Origin of the sequence: Streptomyces gobiensis, assembly GCF_021216675.1 — a bacterium.
Lineage (GTDB): Bacteria > Actinomycetota > Actinomycetes > Streptomycetales > Streptomycetaceae > Streptomyces > Streptomyces gobiensis.
The window spans coordinates 799,283-822,206 of record NZ_CP086120.1; the positions used below are offsets into that span (position 1 = coordinate 799,283).

Here is a 22,924-nt window from a genome sequence, read left to right on the forward strand (position 1 = left end):
CCGTGGCACTGCTGACCGGTGGTCTGATCGCTACGGACTCCCGGCGGGGATCCGCAGCGCGGCCAGGACCGGAAGGTGGTCGGTCGCCGCGCGGAGGTCGGGCCAGGTGATGCCCGGCAGTCCGATGGGCACACCACAGCCCAGGACCTCAAGCGGGGGTTTGGCGAGGACCGCGTCAATACGCTGATGGGGTCTGACCGGCTCCGAGGTGTGTTCAGCGCCCCAGGGCTTGACCGCCCAGCCGTCCTGGAGCCCGGCCGTGAGGCGTGTGAAGGAACGGCCGCCCGGGGGTTCGTTGAGGTCCCCGGCGGCCACCGCACACAGCGGGTCGGTCGCCGCCAGCCGGTCCAGCAGCATGCCCGCCTGGGCGTAGCGCTCATCCTCCGACAGGCTCAGATGGCAACTGATGACCGAGAGCCGAGCAGTGTCGCCGAAGCGCAGGACGGCGGTGGCGAAACCGCGGCGGTGCAGTCCGGGGGTCTGGGGCAGCAGCACATCCTGGGTGCGCTCGATCGTGGCGCGCAGTGAGGACAGGATCATCGTCCCATTGGCGGTGGCGCCGCCGGTGACATAGACGAGTTCGGAGAGCCGGGCGAGCCGGGCCGCATGCTTGCGCCAGCGGAAAAACCGCGGCGCCTCCTGAACACAGACGACATCGGGGGCGCACGCCCGGATGATCCGGACGAGCGCCCCCACATCGTCCCGCATGGAGCGGATGTTGTAGCTGAGCAGGCGGACCACGGCGGAACCATCGGCATCGGTGCGAGATGCGGGCAGGTCCGCGAGCGTCGTCATGCTCTTACGTTAGGGGCTCAGCCCTGTCGTGCGAGGTCGGCCGCACCAACTAGTCCGGCCTTACCGCCGAGTTGGGCACCGAGCACCTGGGCGTGCGGGCGCCACTGGCTGCCGACGAGCCAGCGGCGGAAGGACTTACGGATCGGGTCGAGGACCAGATCACCCTCGTCCGAGACGCCGCCGCCGACGATAAAGGCGGACGGGTCGAACAGCGTGGCCAGGTCGGCCAGGCCCGCGCCCGCCCAGCGGGCCAGCTCGCGGAAGGAGTCGACGGCGACCGGGTCGCCCTGGCGGGCGGCCTGGCTGACGTGCTTGCCCTGGATGCCCCCGGGGGTGCCGTCACCGAAGGACAGCAGAATCCCGGCGGCTTCGGGGGTGGCGGCGGCGCGCTGCCGGGCGTAGCGAACCAGCGCGCGCCCGGAGGCGTACTGCTCCCAGCAGCCCTGGCTGCCGCAGCCGCACAGCAGGCCGTCCGGGACGACCCGGATATGGCCGAACTCAGCGGCGACACCGAAGCGGCCGCGGTGCAGCTTGCCGCCGATGATGATGCCGCCGCCCAGACCGGTGCCGAGCGTGATGCATACGACGTCGTCGTGGCCCGACCCCGCGCCGAAGCGGTACTCGCCCCAGGCCGCGGCGTTGGCGTCGTTCTCGACGATGACGGGCAGCCCGACGCGCTGCTCGACCTTGTCCTTGAGTGCTTCGTTCCGCCAGTCGATATTGGGCGCGAAGAGCACCGTGGCGCGCTTGTCGTCCACATATCCGGCGGCGCCGATGCCGACCGCCTCGACCTCGTGCTCAGCGCTGACCGTACGGACCGCGTCCGCGATGGCGTCCACGACGCCCTCAGCGGTGTGCGGAGTCGGCACCTTGCAGGTCTCGAGGATCGATCCCTCCTCGTCGACCACGCCAGCCGCGATCTTTGTGCCGCCGATGTCGACGCCGATGGTGAGTCCCATGTGTCCCTCAGTTATTCGGTCGAGCCCCGCTGTGCTTAACCGTACCGGAGGGGTATGGGCCTGGGCGGCCGGTGGCGTCCGACGCTCAGTCCAGATCGATCCGTTCCGACCCGGAAGGGCCATCACCGTCGTCGCCCTGGTCCCGCGGTTCCCGGGGCTCCGGCGCCCGGCGTGCTTCGTCCTTGGTCCAGCGCTGCTCATGTCCCTCGACGGCGGCGCGGTAGGCGGCGAGCAGCTCGGAGCCGGCGGCGGCGAGGTGCCCGAAGACCTCGGGGTTGCGCTCGACGAACGGCTGCGCGACCGACTTGGCGTCCTCGGCCAGCTGCCGGGCCAGCTTCTCGGCGTTTTCCGCGGCGGCCTGCCCGGCCGCCTTCCCGGCGGCTCCAGTCAGCGGTCCGGCGATGTCGGCGAGCTTCTCGGCGACGGTGTCCACGAGCTTGCGCAACTCCTCGCCCGCGCTGCCGGGCGGGGCACCGTACTGCTCGCGGCGGCGTGCCTGCTCGGCAGCGAGGTCCTCGGCACAGGCGGCGGCCCAGGCGTCGGCTTCCGGCTCAGTGGCATCGCTCATAGCTGACTCCTGCGGAGGCGAGAGAGCTTTCCTCTGACCCTACCGGTCACCGGGGCACCGGCCACAGACCGGGGTCCGGGACGAAGCGGACCGCCAGCTCCCCCTCGGCCAGCCGCGCCCCGGCGACGGTACACCGCCGCAGCGCCCCGTCCAGCGGCAGCGCCCGCCGGAACGGCCCAGCGGTGACGATCACTTCGTCCCCGCGCCGTACCAGGGAGAGCTGTTCCTTGACCGCCCCGGGCAGCGGCAGCCGCCAGACCAGCTCCGCGTCCTGGGCGAGCCGGTCCTCGACCCATGGCACGGGACGGGCCGCCGGGGCGCCGGGTACGGGTGCGCCCAGCCCCGCCAGCTCGGCGGCGTCACGCGGCGCCCGGCCCAGATTCGGCAGCTCCCGGAGCGGTACGGGGCCCAGGGCGTCCCGTATCTCCTTGCAGGCGGTCTGCTGCTCGCCGGAGAACCCGGCCAGCCAGGGATCGCAGGAGCCGGTCGGCAGCGTCCGGTTGGCGATGACCACATCGAGCGGCAAGCCGTGCAGGGCGAGCCCGGCGCGGGCGCTGTCCACCGTCCGGGCGGTGGCCGGTCCCGGGTCGACGACCAGCCGTACCGAGGTGCCGGGGGCTTCGATGACGCGCTGTACGGCGGCCAGCTCCCGCTGCCACCGCTCGGCGGTCTCGTACAGCCACCGCGCGGGCATCGGTACCCCGGCCAGCTGCGCCAGCACCGGGCGCAGGGCCCGGGCCGCCTGCCGCTCGGCGGGCACGAGCCGCTGGAGGTACCGGCGCAGCTGCTCGGGCAGCCCGAGCAGCCGGATGGCGTCCTGGACGGGCGGCAGGTCGACTACGACCGTCTCCCACGCCCCGTTCTCGTAAGCGCTGCGCAGCGCGTGCAGCGTGGCGAAGGCCTCCGCGCCCGGCAGCTCGGTCAGCTCATCGGTGTCGAGGGGCCGTGCCCCGAGCATGTCCAGCGCACCCTGGCTGCGTTCCTGCAGTGCGGCGGCCTGGCTACGGAAGTGCTCGCCGGAGTCGATATGGATGACCGGGAGCTCCGGGGCGGCCAACTCCGCCGCACCCTTCCGGTCCGCGCTGAGCAGCACGGTGCGCCGACCGTGCTCGGCTGCCGCCTGGGCTGTCGCGGCGGCCACGGTCGTCCGGCCGGCACCGGCCGCTCCGGTGACCAGGACCGTGCGCGGCGGTTGGGCTCTGGCGGGGTCTTCGTCCGGCACGTCAGCGGCTGGCACGTCAGCGCCTGGCACGTCAGCCTTTGCCGGCCGCGTCGCCGGATTCGACGCGCTTCTTCAGGCCGTCCAGGGCCCGGTCGATGATGACCTTCTCCGCCTTGCGCTTGATCATGCCAAGCATGGGGATCTTGACATCGACGGTGAGCTGGTAGGTGACCTCGGTGCGCTCGCCGCCGCTCAGCGGGGCGAGGTGATAGGAGCCGTCGAGGGCGCGGAGCATCTGGGACTTCACCAGGGACCAGCGGACCTCATGGGCACCGACCCACTCGTAGCTGAGGGTGTGCTCATCCTTGATGGCCCCGGCGTCCAGCAGCAGCCGGACCTTCTCAGCGCGGCCCTGGTCGTCGGTGGAGACCACCTCGGCCTCCTTGACCTCGCCGGTCCACTCCGGATAGCGGGCGAAGTCGGCAATCACCCCCATGACTTCGGCCGGTGCCGCGTCAATGGTGATGCTCGACCTGGTGTGTTCCGCCATCGCTGTGGCTCCTCCGATGACCCGTATGCCGCCTGGCTTGCGCTGGAAGGCTACCGCGCCGTCGCGGGGCAGCCGTCACCACTCCAGGGCATAAGGGGTGCCGGTGGCGTTGAAGTGGCCAACGTTGACGCATTCCGTCACACCGATGCGCATCCGCTGGGCAAGTGGCTGATGGACATGGCCAAAGAGGGCATAGCGCGGGCGCACCGCGTGGATGGCCTCCAGCAGCGCCGCGCTGCCGCGTTCGAAGCGGCGGGCGACGGTGTCGTAGCAGAGCTCGGGCACCTCGGGCGGGATGTGTGAGCACAGCACATCGACCTCGCCCAGGGCGGCGACTTTCGCTGCGTAGGTCTCGTCGTCGATCTCGTACGGGGTGTTCATCTGAGTGCGCAGTCCGCCGCCGACGAACCCGACGACCAGCCCGCCGATGTCCACCGTCTGCCCGTCCAGGACAGTGGTGCCAGGACCGGCGTATTCAGGCCACAGTTGCGGGATATCGACATTGCCGTAGGTGGCGTACGTCGGGGTCGGGAACGCGGCGAAGAGCTCGGCGTACTGCCGGCGCACCGCGGTGTCGATCGCGGCGGCCTGGTCCACGCCCGCCCACAGTTGCCGGGAGAACTCGCGGGCCTCCGCAAAACGGCGGGCGGTGCGCAGCGCGACGACGCGGTCGGCGGCCTCGACTCCGAAGAGCTCCGGGAAGATGCCGCGTGAGTGGTCCGCGTAGTCGAGGAAGAGGACCAGGTCTCCCAGGCAGATCAGCGCGTCCGCGCCCGCACCAGCCTTGGCGAGGTCCTGACTGTTGCCGTGCACATCACTTACTACGTGAATCCGCGTACCTCGCATGCGCCTACCCTAGATCGTCGGCGGTCCGCCGGGGAGGGGGCGTCGACCTGCGGTTACTTCTCGGTTACGGAGCGCTTGGGTTAAGGTTCGGGGTGCGCGACGCCAGGCGTGTGACACAGCGAACATCTCTGCTTCACCCCCTATCCGGACAGCCATACCGGTGGGTAACGTCCGGGCCGTCCAAGTCAAGATCTGATGATCTTGGAGCGAGCCAACGGAGGCCGACCCACAGCGGCCCCTGTTCCGGCGCCAATGAGGAGCAGCAGTCTTGCGCGAGTTCAGCCTTCCGGCTCTGTACGAGGTCCCCGCGGACGGAAACCTGACCGATCTGATCCGCCGGAACGCCGCTCAGCATCCCGATGTCGCGGTCATCGCCCGCAAGGATCCACGGGACGGCACCCACTGGCAGGATCTGACCGCGGCCGAGTTCCTGTCCGAGGTGCAGGCGGTGGCCAAAGGACTGATCGCCGCCGGTATCCAGCCAGGTGACCGGATCGGCCTGATGTCCCGCACCCGCTATGAGTGGACGCTGCTGGACTTCGCGGTCTGGAGCGCGGGCGGGGTCACCGTGCCGGTGTACGAGACCAGCTCACCGGAGCAGATCGCCTGGATCCTGGGTGACTCGGGCGTGGTCGGCGCCTTCGTGGAGACCGAGGAGCACGCCGACGCCCTACGGTCCGTACGGGACCGACTGCCGGACCTCAAGGACATCTGGACCATCGAGGACGACGCGGTCGCCGGACTGTCAGCCGCCGGTGCGGAGATCACCGACGCGGCCCTGGACGAACGCGGTTCCCTCGCCAACGCCGACTCCCCGGCCACCATCGTCTACACCTCGGGTACCACGGGCCGCCCCAAGGGCTGTGTGCTGAGCCACCGCTCGTTCTTCGCCGTCTGCGGCAATGTGGTCGAACGGCTCAAGCCCGTGTTCCGCACAGGCGAGAGCTCGGTGCTGCTCTTCCTGCCCATCGCGCATGTCTTCGGGCGGTTTGTGCAGAACGCGGCGGTCATGGCGCCGATCCGGCTGGGCCTGGTCGGTGATATCCAGAATCTCACCGACGACCTCGCCAGCTTCCGGCCGTCCCTGATCCTGGGCGTGCCCCGGGTCTTTGAGAAGGTCTTCAACTCAGCGCGGGCGAAGGCACAAGCCGACGGCAAGGGCAAGATCTTCGACAAGGCCGCGGATACCGCGATCGCGTACAGCAGGTCGCTGGACACCGGCTCAGGCCCGTCGCTCGGGCTGAGGCTCAAGCACAAGCTCTTCGACAAGCTCGTCTACGGCAAGCTGCGCGCGGTACTCGGCGGCCGAACCACCCACGCCATCTCCGGCGGCGCTCCGCTGGGCGAGCGCCTTGGCCACTTCTACCGGGGCATCGGCTTCACCGTGCTGGAGGGCTACGGTCTGACGGAGACCTGCGCGCCGACCGCGTTCAACCCCTGGGACCGGCAGAAGATCGGCACAGTCGGCCAGCCGCTGCCGGGATCGGTCCTCCGTATCGCCGACGACGGTGAGGTGCTGGTGCACGGCGATCACCTCTTCACCGGCTACTGGAACAACGAGGCGGCGACCAAGGAAGCCATCGTCGACGGCTGGTTCCACACCGGTGACATCGGCACCCTGGACGAGGACGGCTATCTCGCCATCACCGGCCGTAAGAAGGAGATCCTGGTGACAGCGGGCGGCAAGAACGTCGCTCCGGCGGTCATCGAGGACCGTATCCGTGGGCACGCGCTGATCGCCGAGTGCATGGTGGTCGGCGATGGGCGCCCTTTTGTGGGGGCGCTGATCACCCTGGATGAGGAGTTTCTGCCCCGCTGGGCGGAGGAGCACGGCAAGTCCGGGCTCTCGCGCGCGGATCTGCTGGCCGACGCGGATCTGCTGGCCGCCGTACAGCGGGCGGTGGATGACGGTAACGCGGCGGTGTCGCGGGCCGAGTCGGTGCGGAAGTTCCAGGTGCTGCCTACGCAGTTCACCGAGGAGTCGGGGCACATTACGCCTTCGCTGAAGCTGAAGCGGAACGTTGTGGCGAAGGACTTCGCCCCCGAAATAGAGTCCCTGTACGCCTGACCGCCAACTGCGGTGGCTTTCCCCTAACCACCCCTTCCCGAAACTGTGGGCTACCGCCCCCAGACCCCCACGGTCACTCGGGCCGCCCGAGGGGCGGCACGGGTGGGCACAACACCGCCCACCGGCCCGCACCCGCCCACCCCCGGGCCCGGGGCAAAGCCCCGGTTCCGGGAAGGGGCGGGAATTGGGGAACCCCTAGAGGAGAGCCCGGAGGCGTTCGGCTAGGAGGTCCCAGCGCCACCGCTCCTCGACCCAGTCCCGACCCCGCTCCCCCATCCGCCGCCGCAGCGCCGGATCCCGGAGCAGCGCGGCAACGCGCTCAGCGATATCCTCCGCACCACCACTGCCACCCCGCACCACCCACCCGGTCTCCCCCTCCAGTACCGCGTCCGGCGCACCGCCCGAATCGCCGGCGATGACCGGCAACCCGGTGGCGGACGCCTCCAGATAGACGATGCCGAGCCCCTCCACATCGAGCCCGCCCCGACGGGTCCGGCAGGGCATCGCGAAAACATCGCCCGCGCCATAGTGCGCGGGCAGCTCCTCCCACGGCACCGCCCCGGTAAAGCGCACCGCGTCAGCCACCCCGGTCCGCGCCGCGAGCCTCCGCAGCTCCTTCTCATACGGTCCGCCGCCAACGATCAGCAGCACCGCGTCCGGCACCTCGGCCAGTATCCGCGGCATGGCCAGGATCAGCGTGTCCTGCCCCTTGCGCGGCACCAGCCGGGAGACACAGACGACCACAGGGCGCTCGGTCAGCCCGAGCCGCTCCCGCACCACATCGCCGCCGGAGCCCGGGTGGAAGGTCTTCTCATCGACGCCCGGAGGCAGTTGGACCATCCGGGCCGCCGCCTCGGCGGTAAGGGCCTCGGCGATACGGGAGCGGGTGTACTCACCGAGATAGGTCATGGTGTCCACGGCCTCGCCGATCCGCCGCAGCAGCCCCCTGGCAGCCGGAAGCCGCGCCCAGCCCGCCTCATGCCCGTGCGTGGTCGCCACCAGCCGCCGCGCTCCCGCCCCACGCAGCGCGGGGGCCATCAGGCCAAGCGGCGCGGCCGCCCCGAACCACACCGCGGAGCAGTCGTGTTCCCGCAGCAGGGACACCGCCCGGCGGGTCACCCGCGGCGTCGGCAGCAGCATGGTGGCGCGGTCACGTACCACGGTGAACGGCTGCTCCGCGTCGAAGCAGGCGGTGGCCGCGCGGCCTTCCTCGGTTCGATTCCAGGTGGAGGCGTAGACGACGACCCGCTCGGGGTCCAACCGCAGCGCCATGCTGTGCAGGAACGCCTGGATACCGCCGGGTCGGGGCGGGAAGTCATTGGTGACAATCAACGTCTTGCGCATCGGCTTGTGCATCGGCCATGACACTACCGGGCCGGAAATCGGCCAGCGGGTACGGTCAAGGGTATGCGCCTGACCGTCACCGCCTGGGCCGCCACCCGGACCGTGCTGCTGCTGTGCGTCTTCAAGCTGATCACGCTGCCGGGGCCGGACATCACCTCCGATGTCTCGGTGATCTACCAGGGCTGGTACGAGGTGCTGAGGACCGGCACCTTCCCGCTGGACGACGTCAGCTGGCAGTATCCGCCGGCCGCCGCGCTCGCCATCCTCTCCCCCGCGCTGCTGCCGTTCCTGGAGTATCCGGCGGCCTTCTTCGCGCTGGTGTGTCTGACGGACGCGGTAGTGCTGGCGCTCCTGCTCGGCGCGGGCCGCCGGGACGGCCGTAGCCTCGCCGGGGCCTGGGTATGGGTCGCCGGGGTGCCGCTGCTGGGACCGACGGCGTACGCGCGATATGACCTGATGGTGACGGCCGTCGCCGTGGGCGCGCTGCTGGCCGCCGTACGCCATCCGCGTACCGCCGGGGCGCTGGCGGCCTTCGGCGCGCTGCTGAAGGTGTGGCCCGCGCTGCTCCTGCTGGGTATCGCGCGTGGCCGACGGGCCCGGGCGGCCTGGGGCGCGGCAGTGGTCACAGCGGCGCTGCTGACCGCGCTGCTGACCGTGACGATGCCGGGTGCGCTGAACTTTCTCACCTTCCAGCGTGATCGGGGCATCGAGGTCGAGTCGCTGGGTGCGTTGATCTTCCATGTGGCGCGGCACTACGGCTGGGAGGGCGAAGTGCTGCTCAACTATGGGTCGATGGAGTTTCTGGGCCCGTATGTCGCCGGCGTCTCGACCGCCTCCATGGCGCTGACGGCGGTGGCCTTCGGCTGGCTGCTGTGGTGGCGGCTGCGGGCCGTGGAGTGGACGCCCACCAGCTACGCGGACGCGGCCTTCGCCGCGGTGCTGCTGTTCACCACCACCAGCCGGGTGATCAGCCCCCAGTACATGCTGTGGCTGGTCGGGCTTGCCGCGGTCTGTATGACGCTGCGCTCCAGCCGTCAGGTGCGGCCCACGCTGCTGGTGCTGGCGGCGACCGGGGTGACGCTGCTGGAGTTCCCGCTCGGGTTTGTCCATGTGGTGACCAGCGATGCCCTGGGCATCACGCTGATGGTGGTGCGCAACGGTCTGCTGGTGGCCGCCTCGGTGCTGTCCGCTCTGGGGCTGTGGCACTCGACGGTGACCGAGCCCGGGCGGCGCCGGGCGGCGGCCGCTGCCGACGCCGAGGCCCCGGAACCGCCCGGGGAGCGGACTTCTCGCCTGCTGACCTGGTGACTCAGCCGACCTGGTGACTCAGCCGAGCTGCCGCTGGACGTAGGAGCGCCAGCGAGCGGTGAACTCCCGCTCACCCATGCCCAGTACGTCCCGCAGGACCGCGTCCTGGCCGCCGGAGTCGCCACGGGCCGCCGCCAGATACAGCTCGGTGAGCTTGGTCTCGCCCCAGTGCCGGGCGATCATCCGGCAGGCGAGCCAAGCGCCCTCGTAGGCGCGTGCCAGCCGTTCAGGCGAGCCGTCGAAGGCGAAATCGGCGTCACTGGGCAGCCGCCCGGGGAGGCCGCCGCCGTCCAGGGCGCGCAGCAGCGCGGGGGCGGACCGGCGGACCGGGCGGTCGGTGCCCTGGTAACCGGCCCAGTCGGCGAAGCCCTCGGAGAGCCATAGCGGAGTGGCGTCCGTGGTGTGGGCACGGGTGGCGACATGGGTGGCCTCATGGGTCATCACGATCCGCCGCCCGGCATCGCTCAGCGTTCCGTACGCCCCGGGGTTGATGACGATCCGCTCCGCCGTCGGCTCCTCAGCCGCCCCTGCCTCTCCGGTGGTGACGGCCGCGATGCCCTGGTAGTTGGCGGGCGGTGCGGACAGCAGCTCGGCCATGCGCTCCACCGTGGCGGGCGCCATCACCACCACGCGCCCTGGCCAGTCCCGCGGCCACACCCCGTCAACGGCGGGCACCGCCAGGTCGGCGTCCTCAGCCAGTCCCCGCAGTGTGTCCCGAGCGCGGCCCACGCCGAGCACCAGGCTGTGCTCGCCCCGCACGGCGGTGAGCTTCCCCTGCTCCCACAGCTGCCGGGCGCCGCCCGCGCGTTCGGCCGAGACATACCAGCGTCCGCCCCGCTCGGTGAGGACCAGCCGCTCCTCGTCGGTCAGCGAGCCACGGTCATAGCCCCGCAGCCGGTAGCTCAGCTCGGCACGGACCGTGACCCGCTGAGCGTCTCTCTCCCGCCGCTCAATGCCGGTGATGCGATAAGACCACTTGGCGATGGGCAGTTTGCGAAGATTGCCGAACACCTTCCGCTGGGCTGCCCGATAGCCGGGCGCCCGTGGATCGACGGTGTCCAGGTAGGCGTCCTCGTCCGAACCGAGGACCGCCTCCGCCTGCCGGTCCAGCAGCTGCTGGAGCTGTGGGCGGACCGGGCTTCCGTATCCGGCCGACGAGGAGCAGGCGACAGGCAGCACAAGGGCGGCCACCAGGCAGAGCGCCGCCGGCGGCCGCGCCCATCGGCTCCGCAGTCGCGCCACATACGTGATCGTACGGCCAGGTTCAGGGCCGGGTAACCGTGTTGACCGGCATCATATTGACGGGGTCGTAGCGCACCCGGGCACCGGGGTAAGGCGAGTGGATGACCCGGCCGTTGCCCACGTACATCGCGATATGGCTGGCATCACCCCGGTAGACCACCAGATCGCCCGGGCGGGCCTGGGACATCGGCACCCGCTGTCCGGCGTACGCCTGCGCCTGTGAGGTACGGGGAAGCGAGACACCCGCCCGCTGGTACGCCCACTGGGTCAGCCCGGAGCAGTCGAAGCCGTGCGGCCCCGCCTGGCCCCACGCGTAGGGCGAACCGAGCGCCCGCTGGGCGGCGCCCACGGCGACAGCGGCCCGCGCGGAGGGGGCACCGGTACCGGCGAGCTCCGGTGCCGAGCGGTCGCCCTGGCGGGAGGCTCGTTGCCGCTCCTCCCGCTCTTCGGGCGCCAGCTGGTTGAGCAGCCGCTGGGCGGCGCGCAGTTTGCGCTGTACGGACTTCTTATGCTTTTTGAGCTCCTTGCGCTGTTCCTCCAGTTGAACAAGCTTCTGCGCGGCCTCGGTGCGCTCCTGGCCCAGGAAGCGCTGGGCACGCTGGAGTTCCCGCAGCTTGCCGGACTGGCGGCTGCTGATCCGGTCAAGGGCGGCGGCCTTGTTCAGATAGTTGTCCGGGTCCTCGGAGAGCATCAGCGCGAGGGTGGGGTCCACTCCCCCGGAGCGATACTGTGCCCCCGCCATGGAGGCCAGCGCCTCGCGCATCCGGTTGACCTCGGACTGGCCCCGTGCGGTGCGGTCCTGGGCACGCTCGGCCTGACCGCGGAGCCTGGCCACCCGCTCGGCGGCCGCGTTGTACTTCTCGGTGGCCCGCTCCGCCTGCTCGTAGAGCCGGTCCACCCGGGCGTTCAAGGTGGCGGTGGAGGGCTCCCCAGGTTCGGCGCCCACCGGGGCGGCGGTCATCGCGGCGGCGGCGCCCGCGGCGGCCGACAGTACGGTGACCCGCGCTCCTCGGCCGAGGCCGGGCTGTGGACTTCCTCGATGAGAACGGTGCGACACCACGAATGGCCACGCTCCTTCCGCTGACGCTCCCCTACCGGGAACTGCGCCCGCAGACAGTAGCCCTGCGATCACAGCCGGTCCAAGAACCATCAGGGGTACGGTCCGTGACGCCCCACCTCAGACGCAGGTCACCGGCAGGACAGCAGCCAGTCGCAGCCGCCCCGAATCACCCAAACAGACGAGCGCAACCCCCCACATCAACCCCGAGCGGCGCCCCTCAACCCCACAGCTCCACCAGGGAAAGCCCAACCCCGCAAAAGCAACCCATCACCCACCCCAACCACACAAAACGCCCACCCCGCAACAGGGCACCTGGATCAACCCCGCAAGGCAACCCACCACCGACCCCAGCCACAGCCGAAACGCCCACCCCGTTACGGGGGTTCACCCGATGCGGACGCCCCACATGAAAGGCATGCCGCTGCCGCTGATCGACTCATAGCGGACGCTGGCGCCGGGCTTCGGGGCGTGCAGCATCTGCCCATTGCCCGCGTAGAAGCCGACATGGCTGAGGTCGCTGCGGAGCAGGACGAGGTCACCGGGGCGCAAAGCGCTCATGGAGTTGATCCGGGTACCGGCGTTGGCCTGGGCCTGCGAGGTACGCGGGATGGAGACCCCCGCCTGGTTGTAGGCCCAGGAGGTCAGTCCGGAGCAGTCGAAGGAGTTGGGGCCGGTGGCGCCCCAGACATAGGGCATACCGACCCTGGTCTTGGCCGCGTTGAGGGCGGCCGCGGCGCGCTGCGAGGCGCTGGCCTCATTGCCGAGGTTGGTGCGCTCGCTGGCCCGGTTGGCGCGCTCCTCCTCGGCGGCCAGCGCCGCCCGCTCCTTGGCGTTCAGGGTGTTGAGGAGCTTCTGGGCCTTGGCGAGCTTGCCCTGGATCTCCTTCTTCTTACTGGCCAGCTCCTCGCGGGTGTCCGCGAGCTCCTTGAGCTTCCCGGCGGCGTCCCCGCGCTGCTGTTCCAGCGTGCGGTGCTTCGCCTGGATCTTCTTGAGCTCACCGAGCTGCTTGTTGCTGAGCTGGTCGAGTGTGGCCGCCTTGGCCAGGTACTCATCCGGGTCGGAGGAGAGGAAGAGCTGCATCGACGGATCGAGGCCACCGCTGCGGTACTGCGCGGTCGCCATCGAGCCCAGACCGTTGCGCAGTTCGTTCAGTTCACCCTGGCCACGGGCCACGGTGTCCTGCAGCCGGTCGACCTGTTTCTGCAGCTTCTTCTGCTTCTCGTTGGCGCCGTTGTACTTCTCAGTCGCCTGAGTCGCTTCTTCATGCAGCCGGTCGATCTCCGCCTTGACGCCCTTTTTGTTGGGGTCTGGCGTGGGATCGGCCTGTGCCGCGTGGGTGGACATGGCGACAGCGGCCGCCGCGGTCGCGGTGAGCACGGTCGTGCGGGTGCGGCTCGGCTGCTTGGGACGACGGTGGGACGCCACTGGGGCGAGCTCCTTCTTCCTCAGCCGCCTGCCGGGTGGTGGGGGTCTGTGCCCCGGCTCCGCGTGAGCGCCGCGGATACGGCGGTACCTCCGCTGCCACCCCGGATGAGTGAACAACCGCGCGAAGGTTCGGGGCCTGACCTTAGTCAGTCGCCACCAGTCGCTTCAAATCCTCATAGGAAAAATCTCATTGCGCAAGCGGATCCTTTACCAACGTCACACACGCAGCAACAGCAACTTGACGCTCTGTGTGCCGCCGGCTGCGCCACCGAGGAGATTCAGGTCCGCGCAAGTCGTTTGAGCAGAAGGGCGGATGCCACTGGGCGCGCTCCCGCTTCGGCCACCCCGTCGGCGACTTCCCGATCGGTTGAAACCACCACAATCGGGCGCCCCTGGGGCTCCGCGCGCACCAGCTGACGGATCAACTCATCGGCAGTCTGCCCCGGTTTGCTGAAAAGGACCCTTACGCCCCGAGGTGGCGCCAGCAGTACCGGCGAGTCCAGTTCGGCACCGTCGAAAACACAGGTCATCTCCGCGCCCGACTGCGCCGCCAGCACCGCGAGGCCACCGAGCAGCCGCAGCCGCTGCTTCTCCAGCGGCAGCGAAGGATAACCCGTTTTAGTGACGTTGTAACCGTCCACCACCAGGTGCGCCTGAGGCAGCGCCAGCAACTGATCGAGCAGCGCCGGGTCTTCTTCCGAAAGCGCGCGGTGCGCGATATCCTTCGGCGTCAAATGTCCTGGTTCAACAGCGTCGACGGTGTCGGCCGGATGCTGCATCGCGGGTGGCAGAGCCAGCTCCCGGCGGAGCCCCTGGGCCGCGTCCAGCACGGTGTCCAGCAGCAGCCGGACCCGCATGTCCTCGACACTGCGCCCCTCGCGCACCGCCCGGCGGCTCGCCTCCAGCGCGGACTCCGCCTCCGCCAGCCGCGCCTTCAGCCGCCGCGCCTCGCTGTCGGCGGCCGTCTTGCGCGCCGCCGCCTGTGACCGGAACTCCGCCAGCTCGGCGCGTACCTTGCGTACCGCCGCCTCGCCGCGCTTCACATCGCTCAGCGCGCTGCGCAGCTTCCGGTGCAGCGCCTCCGCTTCCTTGCGGGCCGCCTCAAGATCCGTACGAGCCCGCTCGGCCTCGCTGCGGGCCGTGGCCCGCGCCTGCGCCAGCTCCTCGCGCAGCCGTGCCAGTTCACGCTCGGCCTCCTCACCCGCCCGCTGGGCCTGCGCCCGCTGCGCCTCCTCGCCCGCAGCGGCCACCAGCTTGACCCAGCCCTCGGGCCGCAGCACATAGGCGGCCGCGGCCACCTCCACCGGGTCCGCGGCCGCCGGGGGTGTGCCACCCTCGATCGCCTCGGCCAGCTCGGGCTCCAGCTCACGCAGCCGCCCGGCGATACGCTGCCGGAACACCGTGTCGCTCTCCAGCGCCGCCGCCATCGCGTTGCCGCCGTACTTGGCTCGGCGGGTCGGGGTAAAACGGGCGTACTGCCGCAGCGGAGCGGGAAGTTCCGCGATGGTCAGCCCACCGATCGCATCCCCGGTGAACGCCACCACTCGGCGCCGTACCCGCTCCGGCAGCGGACGGTCGAGCGCCTCGTCGGCGCCGCCACCCGGCCGCTCGGCCTCCGGCTCACCGCCCGTCCGTTCCTCCACGGCTCACACCCGCCCGTCCGTCAGACCTGTGCGCCGGGCCGGTCCACCAGCTCGACTTGGTCCATCGCATTGCACCAACGACAGCGCACCGACTCGATGGCCTCGCTGATAACCTCGCGCTCCTCCACCTTCGGCTCGCCCGCCAGGTCCAGATGGACGTACTCCACGACCTTGCTGGTCCGGGTCACATCGAACCGGGTGAGATTGCCGCACAGCGTGCAGCGCCAGCGCGTGTCGGCCGTGGGCTGAGGAACCGGCATGGTGTCGTCCTGTTCTTTCCGCGGAGCGTGGGTACTCTCCCCGCAACCCTACGGCCTGGCACCTGCCGCGTGTGTCGAGGCATCCACGCCGTGGCCAAGCCGTCATGATCCACACCATGCAGCGGATCGTGCCACGCTCTCTGTCCGGACAGCCCGTCATGACATACGCCCTGATCGGGACCTGCTGTGCGGTCTTCCTGCTCAGCCCGGCCGCCGGTTTCATCAGCGGGTACGGCAGCGATGACGCGGTGCGACACGCCCAGGTCGCGTACTTCCGCCACTGGGGCGTGCGCCCGGAGACGCTGTGGAGCGGTGCGCTGCGTCCGCTGTTCACCCCCTTCACCGCGGTCTTCCTGCACGGCAACTGGATGCACCTGCTGGGGAATCTGCTCTTCCTCTTTGTCTTCGGCGGCATGGTGGAGGGACGGATGGGGGCACTGCGCTTCACCGGCTGCTATCTGGTGATCGGCTATGCGGCGATGCTCAGCTACGCGGCTGTCCATCCGCACTCCAGCCAGACCCTGGTGGGTGCGTCGGGGGCGATCTCCGGAGTGCTCGGCGCCTTCCTCTATCTCTTCCCCCGGGCCCGGGTCACGGGCGTCTACCCCTTCCTCTTCTTCCTGCCGCTGCGCTTCCCGGCCTGGGCGGTGCTGGTCTTCTGGATCTCACTGCAGTGGCTGGCGGCCCGCGCCGACACCGACGGGCCGGGCACCGCCCATCTCACCCATGTCATCGGCTTCGCTCTCGGCTTCCTCTACACATGGGCCCGCTTCCGCGGTGAGGTTAGAGTGAGCAGGCCAGCTCAGGCGACCGAAAGAGGGCCAAAGCCGTGATCACTTCGATCGTGCTCATCAAGAGCAGCACCGACCGGATTCCCGAGATCGCCGAGCAGATCGCCGCGCTGGAAGGGGTCAGCGAGGTGTACTCGGTGACCGGCGCGCACGATCTGATCGCCATGGTGCGGGTGGCTCAGCACGATGATCTCGCCGATGTCATTCCGGGGCGAATCAGCAAGGTTCCCGGTGTGCTGTCCACCGAGACGCATATCGCGTTCCGCACCTATTCCCAGCACGACCTGGAAGCAGCCTTCGCCATCGGCCTCGACGCGTAACGATCCGGGAAGGGGTGGGAGACTGGGGGGCTAACCCCGGACAAGCTGCCTGACCGCGCCCAAGAAGCGGTCAATATGCTCATCCGGCGTGCCCACCCCAAAGCTGACCCGAATCGCGTCCAGGGATGAGGAACCGCACTCCCCCGGCCCGTCCTCCTCCGCACCGAGCAGGACACGCAGCAGCGGATGAGCGCAGAAGAGCCCGTCACGCACCCCGATGCCGTGCTCAGCGGAGAGCGCCGCCGCGAACTGCGAGCTGTTCCAGCCCGCCACCACGAAAGACAGCACCCCGACGCGCGGCGCGTCATCACCGAAGAGCGAGAGGACCCTGATCCCGGGCACCTCAGCCAGCCCCGCCCGGAGCCGGGCGATCAGCCGCTGCTCGCGCTCGACCAGCCGCTCGAACCCGGCCTCGGTCAGCGCCCGGCAGGCAGCGGCGATGGCGTAGGCGCCGATGACATTGGGCGACCCGGCCTCGTGCCGGGCTGCGGACGTCTGCCACTCAACCTCCACGCCACCGTCCGGGCGCCGCGACACCTTACGGCTGGCACCGCCACCCGCGAGATACGGCTCCGCCGCCCGCAGCCAGTCCGCGCGGCCCGCGAGGACCCCGGCGCCAAAGGGCGCGTACAGCTTGTGCCCGGAGAAGGCGACCCAGTCGACGTCCAGCTCCGCGATATCCACCGGACGGTGCGGTGCCAACTGCGCGGCGTCCAGCACAATACGCGCGCCGTGCCGGTGCGCGGCGGCCGCCAGCTCTTCGACCGGCCAGAGCTCCCCCGTCACATTGGACGCTCCCGTCACACACACCAGCTTCGGCCCCTTGGGCGCGGCGTGCAGCGCCTCATCGAGCACGGCGACCGCGTGCCGTGGGGTGGGCGGCGCGTCCAGATAAGTGGTGTCGTGGCCGCGCCACGGGAGAAGGGCGGCATGATGCTCGGTCTCGAAGACATAGACCCGGGTGTCCGCCGGGAGGACGGCGGCGAGGAGATTGAGCGAATCGGTGGTGGAGCGGGTGAAGACGACCTGGTCATCGGGGCGGCAGCCAAGGAACTCGGCGACCGTGGCCCGGCTCTCCTCGAAGAGGTCGGTGGAGAGCTGTGAGAGGTATCCGGCCCCGCGGTGGACGCTGCCGTAGTACGGCGCGTAGGCGGCGATGTCCTCCCATACCCGCCGCAGGGCGGGAGCGCTGGCGGCGTAGTCGAGCGCGGCGTACTCGATCTCGCCCCCGGTGGCGAGCGGCACCCGCACATCCGCGCCCAGCACGGGCAGGACGGCGGTGGTGTCGGCGGCTGCGGTGTCGGCGTTACGGCAGGCGGCATCGGCGGAAACAGACATGGCGGAGTCTCCTGAGAGAGGGTGGAGGGAAGTTCAGGCGAGGATGGGGGCCGCCAGGCCCTAACGCATTCGCTTACGCATAAAGGAACTCCCTCGACCGCGCTTGCCGCAGACCTTGCTGTCATGCGGCCCGGTCATCACCCGGGGCACCCCACCACGGACGGAGGGTTGCCGGACAGCGGGCCGGGGCCGTAGTCGCTGTCACTCGTGACCTTGAGCGGGAGTATGCCACATGATCCCTGCGCGCTACACGTGGCCTGCATCACGGACGGGCCCCGGCGCCCGGCGCCGGGGCCCGTCCCAGAGTCGCTTCCCGTTGCCCGTTGCCCGCTAGGCGTGGCTCGCGGCCACCCAGCGGTCGAGCGTGATCTTCGCGGCGCCGGAGTCAATGGACTCCGCGGCCTTCGCCATGCCCGCCGCGAGCTGCTCCGCGAGGGTGCCCTCGCCCGGTTCAAGGGCCACCAGGGCCGCTGCCGAGTTCAGCAGGACCGCGTCGCGGACCGGACCGGCCTCGCCGTCCAGCAGACGCCGGGCGACATCGGCGTTGTAGGCGGCGTCCGCTCCCCGCAGTGCCTCGATCGGTACCAGCTCGATGCCGACATCCCGGGGGTCAAAGGACTCCTGCCGGACCGTGCCCTCCCGTACGACCCACACCGTCGATGTCGAGGTCGTCGTCAGCTCATCGAGCCCGTCGTCACCGCGGAAGACCAACGCCGAGGTACCGCGCTCGGCGAGCACTCCCGCCATGATCGGCGCCATCCGGGCATCCGCGACGCCCGTGGCCTGGGCATCCACCCGGGCCGGATTTGTCAGCGGGCCAAGGAAGTTGAAGGTGGTGGGGACACCCAGCTCCTTGCGCGCACCGGCCACATGCCGCAGCGCCGGGTGGAACTTCACCGCGAAGCAGAAGCTGATTCCGGCCTCCACCGCGACCTCGGCGACCCGTTCCGGGGTCAGGTCCAGATTGACGCCCAGCTTCTCCAGGACGTCCGAGGAGCCGCTGGCTGAGGACGCCGCACGGTTGCCGTGCTTGATGACCTTCGCCCCGGTGCCGGCGATCACGATGGCCGACATGGTGGAGATATTGACCGTCTTGGCACGGTCACCACCCGTACCGACGATATCCACGGAAGGGCCGGGGACATCGATCGTGTTGGCGTGCTCGTACATCGCTCGTACAAGTCCGGAGACCTCCCCCACCGTCTCGCCCTTGGCGCGCAGCGCCACCGCGAAGCCCGCGATCTGGGCGTCGGTCGCCTCACCACGCATGATGCGGTCCATCGCCCAGGCGGTGTCCGCCTCCGTCAGGTCCTGCCCAGCGAGCAGCGCGCTCAGTACGTCCGGCCAGGTGCGGGCCACCACGTGTTCGCCTCCTGCGGGGGTCACAGCACTCATGGGGATCACTCCTGGTGTCTTTGGCTACCGAGGGCGCTCCGGGGAGGCCCGTCGCCAGCCTATCGGCGCAGCCGCACCACAGGGCCGGGTGGCCGCAGTGCGGACACACGAGCGGGCCCCTGGGTCTGTCCCCGTGCGGGGACAGACCCAGGGCCCAGACCGGCCTGCTAAACAGCAACCATCAATTGAGCAACCCCAACGGCGAGCAACCAGGTCCGCGAGAGCGGCGCCGGTTTAGGCGCAAGGTCAGTGCCCGTGGCCGCTCATGATCTGCTTGTACTCCTCCTGCGTGGGCTTGGGAATCTGACCGTGCTCACCGAAGTAGCCACGGCTGATCCTGACGCGCAGCTTCTCCATCAGACCGACCTTGCGCCGGACACCGTGCTCGTCGACCGCGGCGGGCAGCGCGGCCGGCTTGTGCTGGTCGTGCTGGGTGAGGGTGTGCAGCTGGTCCTGTGAGAGCGGCTCATGCACCTCGATGAACTCACCGTGCGGCAGGCGCTTGATGATGCCGGTCTCCCGGCCGTGCAGCACCTTCTCCCGGTCGCGCCGCTGCAGCCCCAGACAGATCCGCCGGGTCGCCCAGAACACGATCACCGGCACGAGGAAGAAGCCGATACGGACGAACCAGGTGATGGCGTTGATCGACAGGTCGAAGTGAATGGCCCACAGGTCATTGCCACCGCCGACCAGCAGCACGAAGTACCAGCTGATCCAGGCCGCACCGAAGGCGGTACGGGTCGGAGCGTTGCGCGGGCGGTCCAGCAGGTGGTGCTCGCGCTTGTCCTTGGTGACCCAGTTCTCGAAGAACGGGTAGACCGCGATCGCGGCCAGCACCAGCGGGAAGATCATCAGCGGGATGAACACACCGAAGTTGATGGTGTGGCCGGTCGGGATGACCCACTCCCAGCCGGGCATGACCCGGATCAGGCCCTCGGAGAAGCCCATGTACCAGTCCGGCTGGGCGTTCGTGGAGACCTGGTCGGGCCGGTACGGACCGAGCACCCAGACCGGGTTGATGCTGAACGTCGCGGAGATCACCGCGATGATGCCGAAGACCAGGAAGAAGAAGCCACCGGCCTTGGCCGTGTAGACCGGCATCAGCGGGAAGCCGACGACGTTCTTGTTGGTCCGTCCGGGCCCGGGGAACTGGGTGTGCTTGTGGTAGAAGACCAGGATCAGGTGGGCCACCACCAAGCCCAGCATGATGCCGGGCAACAGCAGTACATGGATGGTGAAGAACCGCGGGATGATCTCCGTGCCGGGGAACTCACCGCCGTACAGGAACATCGCGAGGTACGTACCGACCAGCGGGACGGCGAGGATCGCGCCTTCCATGAACCGGGTGCCGGTGCCGGAGAGCAGGTCGTCCGGGAGCGAGTAACCGGTGAAGCCGGTGAACATACCGAGCACCAGCAGCAGGAAGCCGAAGAGCCAGTTGATCTCACGCGGCTTGCGGAACGCACCGGTGAAGAACACCCGCATCATGTGCACGATCATGGCCATCAGGAAGATGAGCGCTGCCCAGTGGTGGATCTGCCGCATCAGCAGACCGCCGCGCACATCGAAGCTGATGTCCAGCGTGGAGGCGTACGCCTCCGACATCAGCACACCCTGCATCGGCACATACGGACCGTCGTAGTGCACCTCGGCCATGCTCGGCTTGAAGAACAGGGTGAGGTAGACACCGGTCAGGATGATGATGATGAAGGAGTAGAGGGCGATCTCGCCCAGCATGAAGGACCAGTGGTCCGGGAAGACCTTGCGCAGGTTCTTCTTGGCCCCGCCGTAGATCCCCAGACGGCCATCGGCCCAGTCAGCGACCCGCTCGCCCGCGGGCGCCTTGCCCCGGGGCCTTGGGCTCTCAGTTGTCGTACTCATCCGCGCTCCCAGAAGCTCGGGCCGACGGGCTCCGCGAAGTCGCCCTGCGCCTCGAGGAAACCGTCCTTACTGACGCTGATCTGCAGCTGTGGCAGGGGGTGGCCGGCCGGGCCGAAGATCACGCGTGCGCCGTCAGTCAGATCGAAGGTCGACTGGTGGCACGGGCAGAGCACATGGTGCGTCTGCTGCTCATAGAGGGTGACCGGGCAGCCAACGTGGGTGCAGATCCTGGAGTAGGCCACGATGCCCTCGTGGGCCCAGTCCAGCTGCTGCCTGTCCTTGATGTCGTTCGGCTCCAGCCGGATGAGCATCAGGGCCGCCTTGGCGATCTCCTTGGGGAAATCATGGTCCTCGGGGTCCAGGCCCTCCGGCATGGCGAAGGTCAGCGAGCCCACCGTGATGTCCTCGGGCCGCAGCGGCTCCAGGGTGTTCTCGTTGACGAGACGAAGCCCCTTCTTCCACATCGTGCTGCGGAGCTTGTCCTCCGGCAGCGGGCCCAGGTCGCGCAGCAGCACCAGACCGGAGAGCGGCACCAGGGCCAGCGCGCCGAACATGGTGTTGCGGATCAGCTTCCGGCGGCCGAGCCCGGAGTCCTCCGCGCCCTTCGCGAACGCCGCCAGCGCCGCGGACTTGGTCGCGTCACTCGCCTCGATCGGGTGGCGCTCCTGGACGACCTCGTGACTGTCCATCAGGGTCCGGGACCAGTGGACCGCGCCCGCGCCAATGCAGAACAGGGCGATACCGAGGGTGAGCCCCAGCGAGAAGTTCAGAATGCTGATGTGCCCGAACGGGAAGATATAAACGATCTTGTCGATCGGGAAGGTCACATAGGAGGCGATAAAGCCGATCGTGGCCAGCATGGACACGGTGAAGAGCAGGGCGACCACGCGCTCGGAGCGCTTGGCGGCCCGCTCATCGATGTCCTGGATGCGGTCCTCGTGAGGCGGCAGCCCCGGGTCGGCGAACGGATCGTCCGCGACCTTTACCTCGCCCTGTGCGGAACCCTGCTCAGCCGGCAGGTGGTCGTCTGACACGTCGTTGTGGGATCCAGTCTGGCTACTCATGACTTCCTGGCCTTGGCGTTCCGGGCCGCGATCCAGACGGTGACGCCGATCAGAACCGCGAGGGCGATGGTCCAGGTGAACAGACCCTCACTGACGGGTCCGAAGCCACCGAGTGCCCAGCCGCCCGGGTCCTCCGTCTCCGAGGTGTTGACCTCGCCCAGATACGCGATGATCTGCTTCTTCTGCTGCTCCGGCAGCACGGTATTGGGGAAGGCAGGCATGTCCTGCGGGCCGGTCAGCATGGCCTCGTAGATGTACTTGGGAGGGACATCCCGCAGGTTGGGGGCGTACTTGCCCTTGGTGAGCGCGCCGCCCTGGCCGGTGAAGTTGTGGCACTGCGCACAGTTCGTCCGGAAGAGCTTGCCCCCCTCGCCGATCTCCTTGGCGCTGAGCCCCTCGGGGCTGTACTGCTCCTTGGTGGGCACGGACGGACCGGCACCAAGCGAGGCGACATACGCCGCGAGCTGGTCGATCTCGGCCTGTGTGTAGACCTTGGGCTTCTCTGGCGCCTGGACGCCAGGCGACTGCATGGGCATCCGGCCGGTGCCGACCTGGAAGTCGACAGCGGCGGCGCCGACGCCAACGAGGCTCGGTCCGTCGCTGGAGCCCTGGCCGCCGGTTCCATGGCAGCTGGAGCAGCCAACGGCGTAGAGCTTCTTGCCCTCCTCGATGGCGAGTGACTGCGAAGAGGCCACCGAGTTGTCGGCCTTCGCCTCGCCCACAGGAGCGAACGCGGCGTACAGCCCCCCGGTGGCCGCCAGCGCGAAGAGTAGAACGACGATCGCCGCCAGCGGATGGCGCCGTCGTGCGGAGAGCTTTTTCACGGATTACCCCGGTGTCAGGATCTTCTGCGTCGATGCTTCTGGTTATGTCTGTCTGTGTGCGGTCCGGCTGTATGTGTCCGG

At 69.5% G+C, this 22,924-nt stretch carries 21 protein-coding genes and 1 riboswitch; of the genes, 4 read left to right on the forward strand and 17 right to left on the reverse strand.

Translation table 11 applies throughout. The features are described from left to right. Window positions 1-30: 30 nt before the first annotated feature. The 6 genes from test1122_RS03695 to test1122_RS03720 form a co-directional block, all read right to left on the reverse strand. Complete coding sequence (locus test1122_RS03695) at window positions 31-795, reverse strand: endonuclease/exonuclease/phosphatase family protein (RefSeq protein WP_232267713.1); 765 nt, start codon at window positions 793-795, stop codon at window positions 31-33. A gap of 17 nt (window positions 796-812) precedes the next feature. Continuing rightward, window positions 813-1,754: an ROK family glucokinase gene (locus test1122_RS03700; protein ID WP_232267714.1), complete on the reverse strand. Its 942-nt coding sequence runs from the start codon at window positions 1,752-1,754 to the stop codon at window positions 813-815. Between the two features lie 85 nt (window positions 1,755-1,839). Beyond that, complete coding sequence (locus test1122_RS03705) at window positions 1,840-2,322, reverse strand: DUF5304 family protein (RefSeq protein ID WP_232267715.1); 483 nt, start codon at window positions 2,320-2,322, stop codon at window positions 1,840-1,842. Between the two features lie 46 nt (window positions 2,323-2,368). After that, the gene (locus tag test1122_RS03710) at window positions 2,369-3,559 is read right to left on the reverse strand and encodes an ArsA family ATPase (protein ID WP_232267716.1); all 1,191 of its coding nucleotides are present in this window, start codon (window positions 3,557-3,559) and stop codon (window positions 2,369-2,371) included. Window positions 3,560-3,575: 16 nt separating this feature from the next. Continuing rightward, a complete protein-coding gene (locus test1122_RS03715) occupies window positions 3,576-4,034 on the reverse strand; it encodes an SRPBCC family protein (protein ID WP_232267717.1) in 459 nt (152 codons plus the stop codon). Window positions 4,035-4,109: 75 nt separating this feature from the next. Further along, a complete protein-coding gene (locus test1122_RS03720) occupies window positions 4,110-4,880 on the reverse strand; it encodes a metallophosphoesterase family protein (RefSeq protein ID WP_232267718.1) in 771 nt (256 codons plus the stop codon). Between the two features lie 268 nt (window positions 4,881-5,148). On the opposite strand from test1122_RS03720, the gene test1122_RS03725 reads away from it, so the two are divergent. Further along, window positions 5,149-6,948 (forward strand): AMP-dependent synthetase/ligase, encoded by a 1,800-nt coding sequence (locus tag test1122_RS03725; RefSeq protein ID WP_232267719.1) that lies wholly within the window; start codon window positions 5,149-5,151, stop codon window positions 6,946-6,948. Window positions 6,949-7,143: 195 nt separating this feature from the next. Here test1122_RS03725 and test1122_RS03730 read toward each other — a convergent pair whose 3' ends face one another. Next, entirely contained in the window at window positions 7,144-8,292 is a 1,149-nt protein-coding gene (locus test1122_RS03730; RefSeq protein ID WP_232271748.1) for a glycosyltransferase family 4 protein, read from the reverse strand. Window positions 8,293-8,355: 63 nt separating this feature from the next. On the opposite strand from test1122_RS03730, the gene test1122_RS03735 reads away from it, so the two are divergent. Next, a complete protein-coding gene (locus test1122_RS03735; RefSeq protein WP_232267720.1) occupies window positions 8,356-9,600 on the forward strand; it encodes a glycosyltransferase 87 family protein in 1,245 nt (414 codons plus the stop codon). 18 nt (window positions 9,601-9,618) lie between these two features. Here the strand turns inward: test1122_RS03735 and test1122_RS03740 are convergent, their stop codons facing one another. From test1122_RS03740 to test1122_RS03760, 5 genes are all read right to left on the reverse strand, one after another. Further along, the gene (locus test1122_RS03740; protein WP_232267721.1) at window positions 9,619-10,842 is read right to left on the reverse strand and encodes a hypothetical protein; all 1,224 of its coding nucleotides are present in this window, start codon (window positions 10,840-10,842) and stop codon (window positions 9,619-9,621) included. Between the two features lie 22 nt (window positions 10,843-10,864). Beyond that, a complete protein-coding gene (locus test1122_RS03745; protein WP_232267722.1) occupies window positions 10,865-11,902 on the reverse strand; it encodes a C40 family peptidase in 1,038 nt (345 codons plus the stop codon). Window positions 11,903-12,286: 384 nt separating this feature from the next. Next, window positions 12,287-13,327 carry a C40 family peptidase gene (locus tag test1122_RS03750; protein ID WP_232267723.1) on the reverse strand — a complete coding sequence of 347 codons (1,041 nt, stop codon included), beginning with the start codon at window positions 13,325-13,327 and terminating at the stop codon, window positions 12,287-12,289. A gap of 278 nt (window positions 13,328-13,605) precedes the next feature. Further along, a complete protein-coding gene (locus test1122_RS03755) occupies window positions 13,606-14,970 on the reverse strand; it encodes an NYN domain-containing protein (protein ID WP_232267724.1) in 1,365 nt (454 codons plus the stop codon). Between the two features lie 20 nt (window positions 14,971-14,990). Beyond that, complete coding sequence (locus test1122_RS03760) at window positions 14,991-15,230, reverse strand: hypothetical protein (RefSeq protein WP_232267725.1); 240 nt, start codon at window positions 15,228-15,230, stop codon at window positions 14,991-14,993. A 104-nt stretch (window positions 15,231-15,334) separates the two neighbouring features. Between test1122_RS03760 and test1122_RS03765 the strand changes: the two genes are divergently transcribed. After that, on the forward strand, window positions 15,335-16,063 hold the full coding sequence (locus test1122_RS03765; RefSeq protein WP_232267726.1) for a rhomboid family intramembrane serine protease: 729 nt from the start codon (window positions 15,335-15,337) through the stop codon (window positions 16,061-16,063). Beyond that, the gene (locus test1122_RS03770; protein ID WP_232267727.1) at window positions 16,060-16,341 is read left to right on the forward strand and encodes an Lrp/AsnC family transcriptional regulator; all 282 of its coding nucleotides are present in this window, start codon (window positions 16,060-16,062) and stop codon (window positions 16,339-16,341) included. The genes test1122_RS03765 and test1122_RS03770 overlap by 4 nt, the downstream gene beginning before the upstream one ends. A gap of 30 nt (window positions 16,342-16,371) precedes the next feature. On the opposite strand, the gene test1122_RS03775 is transcribed toward test1122_RS03770, so the two are convergent. The 5 genes from test1122_RS03775 to qcrC form a co-directional block, all read right to left on the reverse strand. Then, window positions 16,372-17,679, reverse strand: a complete 1,308-nt coding sequence (locus test1122_RS03775; RefSeq protein WP_232267728.1) for an aminotransferase class V-fold PLP-dependent enzyme — start codon at window positions 17,677-17,679, stop codon at window positions 16,372-16,374. 94 nt (window positions 17,680-17,773) lie between these two features. Continuing rightward, a riboswitch (SAM riboswitch) is annotated at window positions 17,774-17,892 on the reverse strand. Window positions 17,893-18,009: 117 nt separating this feature from the next. Continuing rightward, window positions 18,010-19,074 (reverse strand): anthranilate phosphoribosyltransferase, encoded by a 1,065-nt coding sequence (gene trpD, locus test1122_RS03780; protein WP_232267729.1) that lies wholly within the window; start codon window positions 19,072-19,074, stop codon window positions 18,010-18,012. Window positions 19,075-19,320: 246 nt separating this feature from the next. Then, window positions 19,321-20,955, reverse strand: coding sequence for a cytochrome bc1 complex cytochrome b subunit (gene qcrB / locus test1122_RS03785; RefSeq protein WP_232267730.1), 1,635 nt, complete (start codon window positions 20,953-20,955; stop codon window positions 19,321-19,323). Next, on the reverse strand, window positions 20,952-22,019 hold the full coding sequence (gene qcrA, locus test1122_RS03790; RefSeq protein WP_232267731.1) for a cytochrome bc1 complex Rieske iron-sulfur subunit: 1,068 nt from the start codon (window positions 22,017-22,019) through the stop codon (window positions 20,952-20,954). The genes qcrB and qcrA overlap by 4 nt, the downstream gene beginning before the upstream one ends. Next, entirely contained in the window at window positions 22,016-22,843 is an 828-nt protein-coding gene (qcrC, locus tag test1122_RS03795) for a cytochrome bc1 complex diheme cytochrome c subunit (protein ID WP_232267732.1), read from the reverse strand. Before qcrC ends, qcrA begins: the two co-directional genes overlap by 4 nt. Between the last annotated feature and the right edge of the window lie 81 nt (window positions 22,844-22,924).

Excerpts from the sequence above, each read along its gene's own strand:
- test1122_RS03735 (WP_232267720.1), top strand. The coding sequence starts at position 8,356 with ATGCGCCTGACCGTCACCGCCTGGGCCGCCACCCGGACCGTGCTGCTG.
- test1122_RS03715 (WP_232267717.1), bottom strand. The coding sequence starts at position 4,034 with ATGGCGGAACACACCAGGTCGAGCATCACCATTGACGCGGCACCGGCC.
- test1122_RS03775 (WP_232267728.1), bottom strand. The coding sequence starts at position 17,679 with ATGTCTGTTTCCGCCGATGCCGCCTGCCGTAACGCCGACACCGCAGCC.
- test1122_RS03760 (WP_232267725.1), bottom strand. The coding sequence starts at position 15,230 with ATGCCGGTTCCTCAGCCCACGGCCGACACGCGCTGGCGCTGCACGCTG.
- test1122_RS03730 (WP_232271748.1), bottom strand. The coding sequence starts at position 8,292 with ATGCGCAAGACGTTGATTGTCACCAATGACTTCCCGCCCCGACCCGGC.
- qcrA (WP_232267731.1), bottom strand. The coding sequence starts at position 22,019 with ATGAGTAGCCAGACTGGATCCCACAACGACGTGTCAGACGACCACCTG.
- test1122_RS03705 (WP_232267715.1), bottom strand. The coding sequence starts at position 2,322 with ATGAGCGATGCCACTGAGCCGGAAGCCGACGCCTGGGCCGCCGCCTGT.
- test1122_RS03695 (WP_232267713.1), bottom strand. The coding sequence starts at position 795 with ATGACGACGCTCGCGGACCTGCCCGCATCTCGCACCGATGCCGATGGT.
- qcrB (WP_232267730.1), bottom strand. The coding sequence starts at position 20,955 with ATGAGTACGACAACTGAGAGCCCAAGGCCCCGGGGCAAGGCGCCCGCG.
- test1122_RS03765 (WP_232267726.1), top strand. The coding sequence starts at position 15,335 with ATGATCCACACCATGCAGCGGATCGTGCCACGCTCTCTGTCCGGACAG.
- trpD (WP_232267729.1), bottom strand. The coding sequence starts at position 19,074 with ATGAGTGCTGTGACCCCCGCAGGAGGCGAACACGTGGTGGCCCGCACC.
- test1122_RS03720 (WP_232267718.1), bottom strand. The coding sequence starts at position 4,880 with ATGCGAGGTACGCGGATTCACGTAGTAAGTGATGTGCACGGCAACAGT.
- test1122_RS03700 (WP_232267714.1), bottom strand. The coding sequence starts at position 1,754 with ATGGGACTCACCATCGGCGTCGACATCGGCGGCACAAAGATCGCGGCT.